Here is a 12,876-nt window from a genome sequence, read left to right as displayed (position 1 = left end):
TCAGTCTCGATCCGGGTCCGGCGAATTACCAGACACGGGGCAAACGTGCCCGGGGTCCTTCGCGTGCTAGATCAGGCGCTCAGCGGTTCACCGTCAGGTCCGAGACCTTTCTGGGGCACGCCGTTGAGGTTCCAGGGTGTGACGTCGACCGGCTGGTCGACGGCGATCCGGTCGGCCAAGTACAGCCGTACCCGATCGCCAGGGCGGACTTGGAAGTTGGCTACCTTCCCTGCTGCTGTTCCATTCGCGAAGGCAGCTCTCAGGTCGTCGACGTCGGCCTGTTCGAGGTACACGGCGGCGGCCGCGCCCAGGTTGGGGAGGCGGATGGTTCGGCCGAGGATCGTCAGCTCTCCGCGCTCTTGGACGCACATCATCCAGCCGAGCTGGGTGGTGAGGACCTGATCGAGTTTGTCGTCCCAGTCGCCCATAAGCGTCACTGTGAAGCGGGTGGCGGTTGGATGCACGACGCAGTGGCCCTCCAGCATCAGTCGGAGGTTGCGGATCATGATGCGCTCGACAACGTCTAGCTCACGGGGATACCGAAATCTCGCTCTCGTGGCGGTCTCGATGGCCCGCAGGTCCTCGGCGGTGGCCCGGATCTCGTCGAAGCCCTCCGCCAACTGGCTTTCGGACATACGTCCGCTGACGTCCATGAGGGCGATGCGGTTCTCCTCCGCGCGAATCTCGAGTGTCGAGGCTTCGGCGAGCTGGACCATAAAGTCGGCGGTCTCGAAGACCTCGCTTGCCGATGCGCCACTGACGTCATGGGTGATGAAGTCGGCTCCACCGGTACCGCCCTCGGTGGGGCATCGGAAGGTGATCTCGATGTGGCGCCCCACCTTGACCTGCAGGGTGAAGCCTTTTCGGCCTTCACCGAGCAGCCGTGTCTCGGCGAGGTAGATGCCCAGTTGCTCGCCTTGGTCGTCGTTCACGATCAGTTCGGACGGTGTCCAGGGGACGTCGCCGTCGGGTAGAGGGTGGATCACCAGTCGGTCGATAGGGCCGCCGTCGTGGCTCAGTAGGCGTGGGCCGGTCACCGTGAAGTCCTTGACCATGTCACCCGGCAACACGATGGGCTTGGTGTAGCCGAAGGCGTCGGCTTGCTCAAATTCGTGCGCCTCCGGGCTGTCGGTCCGAAGTTCGGTGGTGAAGGAAATCTTGATCGGCGACCGGTCTGGGGCGCCGGGGTCCTTGGGCCGCACGACCTGGGTGATCTGGTCGCCGGTCGAGTAGAAGTCGAGAGTCCAGTTCGGGTCTGCGGTTTCGATGGAGTCCTGCAAGCCGCGGATGCGTTCGGCCACGTCGTTGGTGTCGCGGACGATCGGGTTGTGCTTGAACCGTTCGCCCTTCGCGTAGATGTAGTCGATGTCGGAGTTGAAGCGGTAGTGCTCGGCCACATCCCGGTTCTCGATCAGCTGGTTGTTGAGCCAAACCTGGTCGCGGATCGAGATCTGGACCCGCTTGCCCTTGCCCAGGCCGGTGACGAAGAGCCGTTCGTGCGGTGTGACCGTGGCCGGCACTACGAGGATCCACTGCTCCGGATCGTGGGTCATCGCCTTCTTGAACGACCTCTTGATCTGGGTGCGCCGGGAGCCGTTGCCAGGGAAGCCGTCGCAGAAGTACTTGTACTGAAAGATGATCCTCGAGTCGTCGACGTCATAGTCGATCCCCTCGTCCCCGCCTCGACCGTTCACAGCGTGGCCCCGGTTACCGAACTCACGCCCGAGCAGGATGTCCACGATCTCGTTGAAGGTGTCACGTCCGACACCTTGCCAATCGACGCCGCTCACATCACAGCTCGCATGACCGGCCAGCCGATTAGGCCGGCGTCCGTCGGCACGCGAGAGCCCTGGCCGCAGAGTCCATCCATGCCGCCAGCCTGCCACGTCTGTCCGACAGCTCCCCGTCGCTCAGTCCCTGCGGTTGTAGTAGAAGGTCTGTTCGCCCGGCTCCGGGAGTACGCCGCTACCGATGCCGAAGACGACGTACAGGTCTAGGGGTGCCCGTTCGGCAGGACGGTGAAGCCGTGGGCGCAGGAGAAGGGGTGTTAGTAAGAACGCTGTGACCAGCCGCAGGGTGAAGTGATCCGGGGACGCAATCAAAGTCCAGCAGGCGGCCGCGACCGCCGTACGGCGACATGAGCTAGGTCTCCAGCGCACGCTGGTGCCATGACCGAGAACCCGGAATGAGTCCGCGGCGGCCTCCTGCCCGTGGGACGGGCGCGGGACGCCGTGACGACGGGCTGCTCGATCGCCTGGCTTCGCGGGCGCCTTCTACCGGTCGCGCCAGCGGCGCCACCAAGGGTCCTTCTTGCTGGGCGGCTCGCCGCTAGGTGATGGTGGGGCCGGCGAAGGGCGGCTCGTGTCGGGTTGAGGGTCGTCCGGCCATGGGCGGTAGCGCTTGGTCTCGGGATGGATGATCGGGATACCTCGCTTGGTCATGACCGGGACGGTGTAGTCCCGGGAATGCCAGCTGCGTACTTCGCCGCCGACGAGTTCCTCGAGTTTCGGCATGGGTGCGGTACCGCCACTTTGGCGCCCCGTACGGCCTTTCGAACCTGACAGCCCGGATCTGGCCGGACTCCGAATCAAGACCGTGAAACTGGCCCGGCGGGTACAACTGGACCCACCGGAACGCGTCGTGGGCCGCGCCGTCGAGCAGCTCCTCGGCCACGACAGCAGCGACTTCCTCGACGGCGTTAGTGATCGACTGGGAGTGGTTGTCGCCCATGTCGCCCATCACCACGACCGGCAGTTCGCCGGCGGGACGGAACACCCGGATGTGGAACCGGCTCTCGTTGAATTTGTCCGGCATCCGCCACTCCAAGACGACCTCAGAGTGCAGGGTCGGGCCATCGTGCTGACTGGCCCCCGGTACGGCGGTAGTCGTGTGCTGCAGTTGCGCGATCTGCCCCGACAGTTCCTGAAGCTTCGTGGCGGCCTCACCGAGCAGTCCTGCGATCGTCTCGGCCGCCCCTCGGTGATTGGCGGCGACCGCGGCCTGGTTCGGGACATCCTTGGCGCCGGCTGCGGGTAGAGCGACGACGCTGCCCTGGCTGAGGTTGTCGGTCACGGGCCCGACCGCGGACGTGACGAGGTCGGCTAGCAGCTCGCTGACCCGGGAGGCCTCATGCAGGGCGGCGGCCGCGTCGGCCGGCCAGCCCCGGTCGATGCCGCTCAACAAGAACTCGCCCGAGTTGGTCAACTGGTCCAGCCGGGTCGCGGCATGACGGAGTTCTTCGCCAGCATCAGGCTCGGCAGCGTAGTGGCTGTCCCGGGTGACCGGGTCGGCGCCGGCGCGGGCCGCGGCGTCCGCGCGCAGCACGTACCGCAGCTCGCTGCTGACCAGTTCCCTCAGCTGCAATTCCAGCGGGGGTTCCTCGTCGTACGGGTCTCGCACCACCAGGTCAGTGACATTCATGCCGGCGCTGCCCTGGTCGAAGCTGTCGCTCCAGGCCCGGGCGGCGGAACTGACCTCGCGCATGTAGTCGTTCACGATCATCGACCCTAGGTCCTACCCGGCGCGACGGCCTGGTGACACGAGCAGTCTTCGGTCACCGGAGTCGGCGGTGAGCACGAACGGCTCTGCTGACACTCCTATTAAGAGAACGGTGACCGTTCTGCGCGACCAGTGCCAGGTCGCCTCTGTTGCAGGTGAGCACGCAGGGCACGGCTGACCCAACTCCCAGCAGACGGGCGCCACGGCCAACGTGCAGACTCCGACGCCGCTGTACGGCGACTGTATGGCGGCGCCCTACTGATCGACGGCATCTAGTCCTGCGAGGGCAGGATCTGTCCGCAGCGAGAGCGGCCTGGCCGAGGCGACGCGACCGGTGTCGGCGCCAGGCGAGCGGGCAGCGGTCGGTCGAGCAGGTGGGCTAGACGCCTTACGCAAGCGAGCAGGAGTCGCCCGGCGGACATACCTGCTCGGCACCAGCGAGCACGACTGCGTCGGCTCGCAGACATCTCGACTGAACCTGGGGCGCCGCGGGTCGGGGGTTGAATTCCAAGTGCCACCGACCCATATGGAAAGGGGGCGGCCCGTGTTCGCGACACGGGCCGCGTCCCACACGACTACGGCCGGTCTGACGAAAAATCTTCAGCGCGCTCGACGCGACGTTAACCGCGCGGCTGATGCAGGCTGCCAGTCGGCGGTTCACGAAGCGCGGCTTGTTGTACGAGAGCGCCCCGGAAACTCGGGGCGAGATCGTCACAAACCACCCCAGATTTATGCCTTCTAGGGACGGGACAGTCCCGCGGGACCGGAGGTCGGTCCGCCGGCCGACAACAACATCAGATGCATCGAAGGAAAGGCAATTCACCCATGAACGTAGGAACCGCGTGGCCGGGCCATGCCCTGCCCGCACACCGCCAGGCCGTATACCTGTGCGCGCGATCTACCGGGCTCGACGACGAGCCGTACCCCTGCCCGCGCCGAACCTCTCGTGGACTGCCTGCTTGCTCACGCCGCCGAACTGCTTGCCGATCGCGGCCCAGGAAGCGCCGGCGGATCGCGCTTCCTCGACGTACCGGGCGACCTCGTCCTCCAAAAGATCGAGGACCAGGCGGGCGCCCGCGACGTTCTGCAGGTGCCTCGACGGGGCCTGTGAAGCTCCGCTGTCGCGTGCGATGGCGCGGCCGGCCTTGTCGATCGCGGTCCGGAGCTGCCGCTGAATGTCGCGGATCTCGCCGTCAAGCATTCCTTGACGCTACCTCGAACGCGGTTTATGGCTATACACCCATTTGCGGTCTGACCTGCAGGTTTGCGGCTGGGGAATTGGGGGCGCTTCTTCCTACTGTCTTCTACGTGGGACGTGCCAGCGCCCACCAACGAGGAACGGCCCCCTGTGCCAGCAGAGAGCCGTTCGGAAGCGCAACGCCATGGGAGGCTGCAACTCAAGTGAAGAGTACGACGTGCCGGCGACGCCCGGCCATCCAGGAGGATCCCGCCGCACTCTACCGGGTGTCATCGTGCTGACCGTCGGGCTGATCGCGTTGGCGATCGTCGCCCTTCCAATGCTTCTGCTCGTCTTCGCGGTCCTGGTCGTCGCCGTACGGTCGCAGAAGCTCGACGCGGCCGGGCGCAAGCACTCGCTGCAGCTCGTGGCGGAAATGACCCGCCTGGCGAGCGTTCTCGTCCCGCGCCGTCGCGAGGAAGCAACCGCGCAAGAAAGGTCCGTAACCGGACCCGATCGTCGTCTCGCCCAGGCGCTTGTAACAGCCGCGGAGGTGACCCCGATTCCCCTCAGAGGAGGAGTGGATCCGTGACACGACGCTGCAGGTACCAGCCCGACGAGACGTACCTGCCCGACGCCGAACCAAATCCGTACGGCGCGGACCTGGTCCGGCAGCTCCGCGGGCTGCTGGCGCTCGTCGCCGGTCCTCCGGTGCAGAGGCCGGCCCGCGGTACGCCGCGACGACGAGCTGTTCGATCGCGCGGCCGTCGGTCGGCCGTAGCGGAACTGGCGGCCCGCAGGGAGCCCGGCTCCCGGTTCGGCGTGATCCATGCCGGACGGAAGATCTGTCACGTCGTGGCGTCTCGATCAGGTCACCGAACTGACCAACTCGCTCAAGTTCCACAAGAGCGAGCGGGAGAACGACCACGGGCCCCCTGCGCGAACAGGGGGCCCGGAATAGGTTCGAGGTACGCCCAAGGCCAGGGCACAGTCCTCGGAGGGTCAAATCCCAGCAAAGACCGGGTGAGACCCGACCCGGAACCACCGGGCAGTGTCCACCTCAGCGGAAGCTCGTTCCACCGGTTCCACCTCGGCGACTACCGCGTCCTGTACGAGGTTACCGAGGACACCGTGCGCGTGTGGTCGCTGGGCAAGGCTCCTCGCTGAACCTCACGCAGTTACAACGCGACAGGCCCGAGTGACCGACCCGGCGTACGCGAAGGCCAGGCAGCGTGTCGTAGGTCAGTGCTCGGCAGGCAGAGATTCGAGCAGCTCCGGGCCGTTGTTCTTGACGTTGTTCACGGCTTTCGAGACGGCGTACATGTCGAGGCTGCCGTCGACTGGCGGCGCCATCATCGAGCGGAGCTCGTGGATGTCGTGGTTGCGAGGGTCGAGCCACTTTGCCCACGCGTCCGGGGTGATCGCCATCGGCATGCGGTCGTGGATCCGGCCGACGCTGTCGGTCGCGGTGGTCGTGATGATCGTGTACGTCGGCACGACCCGGTGCGGGTCGTCGTCGCGAAGCGACTTGTCGTACCAGACCTCGTACAACCCAGCCAGCGCCAGCGTCGACCCGTCGACCGGCCGGATTCTCTGCACCAAGTCAAGTTGTAGCCCGGGTCGTCGGGGCGTTGGTTGCCCCATCGCGACCGGCTCAGTTCACGCGGTCTCAGCCGCGGCGCGGGCAGTGGGCTGGCAGGTACGGACGTTGCCAGTCGCTGGAAGGTTGCGATGATCAGTCGACCTTGAAGACGAAGCTCTGGATGATAGGTGCGAGCGCCGTCACGCGTTGAGCGAGCTGGATGCCGCTGCCCGGACGAGCTGCAGGTCGGCGGCGTCGGTCGCAGTGGTGGTGATGGTTGTGTACGTCCGGGGTTGGAGCAGTGAGGCCAGTAGTTCGCAGCCTGCAGGCAGGAGCGCTCGCTGCACCGGAGCGGGATGACGGTTGTGCGGCAGACGTCCAACGTTTAGAAGCGGGTACAGCGGGAGTGGGGATCCAGCGCCTCCAGGTCTCTGGTGTTAAGCAGGCTGGGCTGATCTGTCCGATCGCGGAGCGGGTCAACCAGGTGCTGCAGGGACGACGCGATGGCCGAGTCGTTCGTCGCGACCCCTGAACTCCGACTTCAACTACCGCCGGGTGTGGCCCACAAAGAACAGGGGTCTGCTCGCCAACGCCGAGCTCACGGACCACGTTGCCCACCGGGCGGCCGGTGGTGATCACCAACTACACGGCCTCGTCCGTGTAACGAGTCGTGAACGCCCTCCGCTGCCTTCCCATGATGACCATCCTCTCCGTCTTGGTGTCCACCACCAACCGGGGGCAGGGCCGGCCAAAGGGAACCGCCGGTCGTCTCGGTCGAGGTCCTCGACGAGCCTGAACTGAGGGGCAGGCGTCGGGTCGTGGCAGCGAAGTCCGGCCGCAAGAAAGGACGCTTCACCGAGCGACGGATCATCCACGCGTGGCCATCGCGCCGAGCACCAGCAGGGCCAGCAGGATCGCCAGCACTGACGAGGGCCGCGACGACTCCGTCGACCCGGCACCGCTCGGCCGGGTGCTCGCGGGGAGCGCGGAGACGGCAGGCATCGTCACACCTCCACCTCACGGTCAGGACGACGCTCCTCGGCCGGCCAGCCGAGACCGGTCGTGGCCGGCGCGTCGGGGGTGCTCGGCGTGGGCGCGACGCCACCGGGGTCCGCCGGGCTCTGGTCCAGCCGGAACGGCGGGTAGGTGTCGGTCATCAGGGCGACGTACGCGGTCACCCGGTAGACCCACCGGTTCAGGCCGACCAGCAGGTCGAACAACGGCGCCGGGTAGCGGCCGGTGAACAGCAACAGCAGTCCGGCAGCCAACGTCAGCGCGCCGATCAGACCGCCGACGGCGAACTGGAAGCCGTCCGCGTCACCGAACTGCCACGTGCCCGCGACCACGCCCAGCACGATCAGGTGCGGCAGCGCCAGCAGCCACGACTTGACCAGCACCAGCCCGCGCGAGAGCCGCTCGGGGTAGGCGATGTCGAGGTCGGCCGGGTAGTCGGTGTGGTCGAGGGTGAACGGCGGGTAGCGGTCGGTGCCGATCGCAGCCGTCGCGTAGAACTGCACCCGCCAGGTCCATCGCAGGATGCCGACGTTGAGGTCGAACAGGCCACGCGGGTAGCGGCCGGTGACCAGGATCGCGAAGAACGCCACCACGGTGAGCACCACGAAGACCAGCTACAGCAGCGCGAGCACGACGAAGTGCGGGATCGCCAGGAACCACTTGACCAGCCAGAGCCCACGGTTCAGCTGCGGGTCCTTCGCGCCGACCAGGGTCACCGGGGTGTCGGGCCGGACGGCTTCCGGGGGCTGACCGGGCGTGGCCTGGCGGGGGACCCGCGGTCCCTGCGGCAGGGCGCCGTACACGACGAGCAGTGCGCCGCCGAGGATCAGGGCGCCGCCCAGCAGGCCGAGGCTCCATGCCAGAGGTGTGAGCCAGCCGAGGCGTCCGCCCGCGGACAGGTCGACCGCGACCCCCGGGGAGCCGTCGACGTTCATGACCACGGCGGTGTAGGTGCCGGGCTCGAGGTCCCAGGTCAGCGCCTGGGTGCCGGGGCCGCTGCTCTGCGCGGTCCAGAACCCCTGGTCCGTGGGAGCCGCGCTCAGGTCACCGCCGGTGCCACGCCGGGTCAGCGCGTAGTCGAACGGGTCGGTGCGCAGGTCGCTGATCTCGTCGTAGGACGCGCTACCCAGGTAGCCCGCGACGTCGGCGCTCGGTGCGATCCCGATGAAGACGGCCGATGCGTCCGCGGACCGGGCGCTCAGCCGCACGGTGGCGAGGTCACGGTCGGCCCACCAGTCGTCGGGGCCGGATTCGCCGAACTTCACGACCTCGCTGGAGAGGGCCACCGTCTCGGTGGTGAGCCGCTCGGTCGCGGTGCTGAAGAACCCGGCGTCGTCGCGCTGGGTGCCCATCGCCCAGCCGAGGCCCAGGCCTCCGAGCAGCAGCGGGAAGCCCACGAGCGCGAGCAGGATGCCGATGACGAGGGGGACCGGGCGGCTCCTGCGTGAAGCGGTGCGGCCTGGTTCAGCTGGTGGGATGTAGGTGGTCATGGTTGTGGTCTCCTTTCCCGTCGCCAGGCGACGTCATGACCGCGGGAGCTGAGCCGATCCACCACGAAACGGCGGTATCCGGAACGCACAGATGAGTTCCGGATACCGCCGCCCGTGTGTGTGACTACTTGACCTCGGAGCGGCGCAGGAACAGCAGCCCGACGGCGAGGGGAATGACGATCCAGATCATCGTGGTCGAGCCGAGCATCGCCCACTCCTTACCGGTGTTCGTGGCGCCATCGAGGAGCGCCACCTGCGTGTAGTGCCAGTCGATCCACGGCTGCAGGTCCTCGAACCAGGAACGCACCTGAGCCAGGAGCGCGAGGATGCCGGGCATGACTAGTGAAGCGACGAAGTAGCCCACGATCGCGGTCGCGGAGTTGCGCAGCACGACACCGAGTGCGAAGCCGAAGGCCATGCCGACCAGGTTGTAGAGCACCGTCTGGAGTGCCATGGACAACGAAATGTCCCACGCGGTGTCGACGCCTGCGAGTGCTGACCCGGCCAGGTTGCCGAGGGCGCCAACCGCAAAGGCGACGGTGACGGCGCCGAGGCCCACCAGGAGGGTCGCGATCGCCTTGGCGCCGATCACGCGTCCGCGGCTAGGCACCAGCGTGAACGTGGTTAGCCCACTTCGCTGGTTCCACTCACTGGTGACGGCCAGGATCGCGATGATCGGCAAGATCACTGACATCGGGAACCCGCTCGCCCTCACGAAGTTCTGGTAGGTGACGTCGCTGTTGTGGCCGAGGACGAGGAGCGACCCGGCCGAGATGGGCGACAGGGCGCCGATGCTGATGAGCATCCAGAATCCCGAGCGGGTGTTGAACATCTTGCGCAGCTCGACCTTGACGAGCCGAGTGCTCTGGATGGGACGGGCGGTCCGGCGGACCGGTGCGGCCTCCGTGGTGGTGGCCGGCGGGACGATCGTGGCGGTCATGCCGCAACTCCTTCGCGTTGGGTGTCGGCAGTGAGCGACAGGAACATGTCTTCGAGCCCGGCGCCCTCGGCAGACCGGAGCTCGGTGAGGGCGATGCCGGCGGTCAAGGCCACGGCCCCGACCCGATCGGGGTCGGCATCGGTGCGGACCGAGCCGTCCCCGGCGAGCGTGCTGGGGATCCCGGCCTGTTCGAGGGCGTGCGCGAGGTCGCGCGGTGACGTCGAGCGGGCGAGCGTCCCGGCCGCGGCCAGCAGCTCTTCCTTGGTGCCGGACGCGACGATCTTGCCGTTGCCGATCACGACCAGGTCGTCGGCGATGACCTCGATCTCGTGGAGCAGATGCGAGGACAGCAGCACGGTGCCGCCCTGGCTGGCGAAGCCCGTCAGCAGGTCGCGCATCCACCGGATCCCCGCGGGGTCGAGCCCGTTGGCGGGCTCGTCGAGGATCAGCACCTTGGGGTCCCCGAGGAGTGCGGTGGCGATGCCGAGCCGCTGGCGCATCCCGAGGGAGTAGTTGCGCACCCGGCGCTTGGCCTCGGTGGGGGTCAGGCTCACCAGCTCGATCATCTCGTCGACCCGGGTGCGGGGCAGACCCATGGTGTCGGAGGCAATGGTGAGGATCTCGCGTCCGGTGCGGCCGGCGTGCTGGGCGGAGGCGTCGAGCAGGACGCCCACCTCGAGGCCGGGGTTGGGGAGGTCGGCGAACCGTTCTCCGTTGATGGTCGCGGTGCCGGACGTCGGGGCGGTCAGGCCGACCATCACGCGCATCGTGGTGGACTTGCCGGCGCCGTTCGGGCCGAGGAAACCGGTGACGCGACCGGACTTGGCGGTGAAGGAGACGTTGTCGACGGCGGTGACGCCGGCGTACCTCCGGGTCAGTGACTCAACAGTGATCATGTGACAACCCTCGCCGCGTCGCGGCGTGCGCACATCGGCGTCGAGGCCGGACCCGCCTCGGCCGTTGGGAGGAGCGGGGTCTCGTTCTTTCGGTCGGTCCCCGAGGCCTCGGCGGTCCCTAGGCTGGGTGTGTGATCACCAACGCCCTGCGCTCGCTGTGGGCCGAGCCCCGCGCCACCGACGTTCCCGAACGGGTGTCGCGCGACTGGGTGCTGGTCGGGGTGTTGATGGTGACGGCGCTGCTCGAGGGAGTCCTCCGGGCCGACGTCGCCTGGCGGCCGGTCGCGACGATCGTGGCGGTCGGGCTCGCGCCCGTGCTGCTCTGGCGGCGTACCCGGCCGTTGGCCTGTGTCGTGGTGGCCTGGGGTACCGCGATGGGGTTGGGGCTGGCGACCCTGGTGGGCGGGCCCACCCATATCGGCCTCACCACGATGATCTACGTCCTGGTGCTCGTCTACGCGCTGGTCCGCTGGGGCTCAGGGCGCGAGATCGTGATCGGGCTGGCGGTGGTGCTGGTCGCTGCGGTTATCGGTACGGTCGCCGACTACACCGGCCCGTCCGACGTCATCGGCGGGTTCGGCATCACCGCGGCGGCGGCGGCGGGCGGAGCGGCGTTCCGCTACCGCGCCGAGAGCTGGCGGCGGGCGTTGGACCAGATCCGCAGCCAGGAGCGGGTTGGCCTCGCGCGCGAGCTGCACGACATGGTCGCCCACCACGTCTCGGCGATCGCGGTGCAGGCGCAGGCGGGCCGGGCGATGGCCGGGCAGCGACCCGAAGCGGGGCTCGAGGCGCTGGCGGTCATCGAGGGGGAGGCGTCGCGGACGCTGGCGGAGATGCGGGCGATGGTCCGGGTGCTGCGCGACGGAGCGCCGGCGGAGTACACCCCCCAGCCCGGCGTTGCCGACCTGGTGTCCCTCGCCCGCCGCGACCCGGTCCCGGTCGTCGACGTGGAGGTGCCGGGTGACCTGGACGAACTTCCGCTCCAGGTCGACGCGGCGGTCTACCGGCTGGCGCAAGAGGCGCTGACCAACGCGCTGCGGCACGCCCGCAACGCCTCGCGTGTGGAGATCCGGGTCGTCGAGGGTGGAGGAAGGCTGCGGCTGCGCGTGACCGACGACGGACAGATCGACCCGGTGCGGCCGGCGAGCCACGGCTTCGGGCTGCTGGGGATGACCGAGCGGGTGCAGCTGCTGGGAGGCACGCTGCTCGCGGGGCCGGCGCCTGGGGGCGGGTGGGCGGTCGACGCCGAGCTGCCGACGAAGGTACGCCGATGACGGTGCGCGTGCTGGTGGCCGACGACCAGGATCTGGTGCGTACCGGCCTGTCCATGATCCTTGACGCGCAGCCTGGCATCGAGGTCGTCGGTCAGGCCGCCGACGGCCACGCCGCTGTCGAGCTGGCGCGTCGGCTCAACCCCGACGTGTGCCTGGTCGACATCCGGATGCCCGGGCTCGACGGCATCGAGGTGACCGAGCTCCTCGCAGGGCGGGGCGTCCCGGACCCGATGGCGGTGGTGGTGATCACGACCTTCGATCTGGACGAGTACGTCCACGGCGCGCTTCGTGCTGGCGCCCGAGGCTTTCTACTCAAGGACGCCGGGCCGGAGCTGCTCGTCCAGGCCGTGCATGCCGCCGCCGTCGGCGATGCCATGATCGCGCCGAACATCACCCGGCGGCTGCTGTCCACCCTGGCCGCCAGGGAACCGTCGAAACGACGTACCCAACCGATCGAGCCGCTCACCGACCGCGAGGAGGAGGTGCTGGCGCTGGTCGCCCGTGGCCGCACGAACGCCGAGATCGCCGACGCGCTCTTCATCGGCCTGACGACCGCCAAGACCCACGTCGCCAGCCTGCTGGCCAAGATCGGCGCCCGGAACAGGGTCGAGATCGCGATGTGGGCCTACGACACCGGCCGGGTGGGGGACTGAAGCCGCCGTCCAAGGACTCGGAGAAGCCGTTCGCCAAGCAAGCAGGATTCGATGAACGCGGTCTCGTCAAGGAGATGCGGCGCCAGCCGCGCATCGCGTGTGCGGTGAGCTGGGTGCCGTTGTCCATCCCGATATTCGCCAGTCAACGCCCGGTTTCCGGGATCAGTTCCTCCAACACCACGCGGGTGTCGTCGGGGATCTGTTGGTCGGCAGCCGACATGAGGCTGGCCGCGTAGTGAGTCTTTCCGCGTATGACTGTCAAGCTCGGGCCGCCGCGCTCGACGCACTTGTCCCATTCGTCCCGCGAGCGGGATCCCCTTGCGTGAGTCCGCGTAGTCGGAGCGAGTGGAGG

General features: G+C 68.1%; 14 protein-coding genes. 4 read left to right on the top strand and 10 right to left on the bottom strand.

The genetic code is table 11. The annotated features are described in order from the left end of the window. Positions 1–71: 71 nt before the first annotated feature. Positions 72–1,397 (bottom strand): hypothetical protein, encoded by a 1,326-nt coding sequence (locus ACXC9Q_RS25860; protein WP_457059240.1) that lies wholly within the window; start codon positions 1,395–1,397, stop codon positions 72–74. Here ACXC9Q_RS25860 and ACXC9Q_RS25855 point away from each other — a divergent pair. Next, positions 1,386–1,997 (top strand): hypothetical protein, encoded by a 612-nt coding sequence (locus ACXC9Q_RS25855; RefSeq protein ID WP_457059239.1) that lies wholly within the window; start codon positions 1,386–1,388, stop codon positions 1,995–1,997. The genes ACXC9Q_RS25860 and ACXC9Q_RS25855 overlap by 12 nt on opposite strands. A 331-nt stretch (positions 1,998–2,328) precedes the next feature. On the opposite strand, the gene ACXC9Q_RS25850 is transcribed toward ACXC9Q_RS25855, so the two are convergent. Continuing rightward, on the bottom strand, positions 2,329–3,495 hold the full coding sequence (locus tag ACXC9Q_RS25850; protein ID WP_457059238.1) for a hypothetical protein: 1,167 nt from the start codon (positions 3,493–3,495) through the stop codon (positions 2,329–2,331). Positions 3,496–4,396: 901 nt separating this feature from the next. Next, positions 4,397–4,699: a hypothetical protein gene (locus ACXC9Q_RS25845; RefSeq protein WP_457059237.1), complete on the bottom strand. Its 303-nt coding sequence runs from the start codon at positions 4,697–4,699 to the stop codon at positions 4,397–4,399. 271 nt (positions 4,700–4,970) lie between these two features. On the opposite strand from ACXC9Q_RS25845, the gene ACXC9Q_RS25840 reads away from it, so the two are divergent. Then, positions 4,971–5,267, top strand: coding sequence for a hypothetical protein (locus tag ACXC9Q_RS25840; protein WP_457059236.1), 297 nt, complete (start codon positions 4,971–4,973; stop codon positions 5,265–5,267). A gap of 650 nt (positions 5,268–5,917) precedes the next feature. Here ACXC9Q_RS25840 and ACXC9Q_RS25835 read toward each other — a convergent pair. The 7 genes from ACXC9Q_RS25835 to ACXC9Q_RS25805 all read right to left on the bottom strand — a co-directional run bounded on the left by ACXC9Q_RS25835 (position 5,918) and on the right by ACXC9Q_RS25805 (position 10,597). Continuing rightward, positions 5,918–6,274, bottom strand: a complete 357-nt coding sequence (locus ACXC9Q_RS25835; protein WP_457059235.1) for an SOS response-associated peptidase family protein — start codon at positions 6,272–6,274, stop codon at positions 5,918–5,920. A 183-nt stretch (positions 6,275–6,457) separates the two neighbouring features. Then, complete coding sequence (locus tag ACXC9Q_RS25830) at positions 6,458–6,604, bottom strand: hypothetical protein (RefSeq protein WP_329474955.1); 147 nt, start codon at positions 6,602–6,604, stop codon at positions 6,458–6,460. A gap of 520 nt (positions 6,605–7,124) precedes the next feature. After that, positions 7,125–7,259, bottom strand: coding sequence for a hypothetical protein (locus tag ACXC9Q_RS25825; RefSeq protein ID WP_457059234.1), 135 nt, complete (start codon positions 7,257–7,259; stop codon positions 7,125–7,127). 2 nt (positions 7,260–7,261) lie between these two features. Beyond that, positions 7,262–7,876: a DUF4389 domain-containing protein gene (locus ACXC9Q_RS25820; RefSeq protein WP_457059233.1), complete on the bottom strand. Its 615-nt coding sequence runs from the start codon at positions 7,874–7,876 to the stop codon at positions 7,262–7,264. 9 nt (positions 7,877–7,885) lie between these two features. Beyond that, positions 7,886–8,761 (bottom strand): hypothetical protein, encoded by an 876-nt coding sequence (locus ACXC9Q_RS25815; protein WP_457059232.1) that lies wholly within the window; start codon positions 8,759–8,761, stop codon positions 7,886–7,888. A gap of 124 nt (positions 8,762–8,885) precedes the next feature. After that, on the bottom strand, positions 8,886–9,701 hold the full coding sequence (locus tag ACXC9Q_RS25810; protein WP_457059231.1) for an ABC transporter permease subunit: 816 nt from the start codon (positions 9,699–9,701) through the stop codon (positions 8,886–8,888). Then, entirely contained in the window at positions 9,698–10,597 is a 900-nt protein-coding gene (locus tag ACXC9Q_RS25805; protein ID WP_457059230.1) for an ABC transporter ATP-binding protein, read from the bottom strand. Before ACXC9Q_RS25805 ends, ACXC9Q_RS25810 begins: the two co-directional genes overlap by 4 nt. 131 nt (positions 10,598–10,728) lie before the next feature. On the opposite strand from ACXC9Q_RS25805, the gene ACXC9Q_RS25800 reads away from it, so the two are divergent. Then, on the top strand, positions 10,729–11,871 hold the full coding sequence (locus tag ACXC9Q_RS25800) for a sensor histidine kinase (RefSeq protein ID WP_457059229.1): 1,143 nt from the start codon (positions 10,729–10,731) through the stop codon (positions 11,869–11,871). Beyond that, entirely contained in the window at positions 11,868–12,524 is a 657-nt protein-coding gene (locus ACXC9Q_RS25795; protein ID WP_457059228.1) for a response regulator, read from the top strand. Before ACXC9Q_RS25800 ends, ACXC9Q_RS25795 begins: the two co-directional genes overlap by 4 nt. Positions 12,525–12,876 lie beyond the last annotated feature (352 nt).

Source organism: Kribbella sp. CWNU-51, assembly GCF_054073265.1.
Note: the sequence above shows the minus strand (reverse complement) of the source record. Positions and strands in the feature narration are given on the sequence as shown.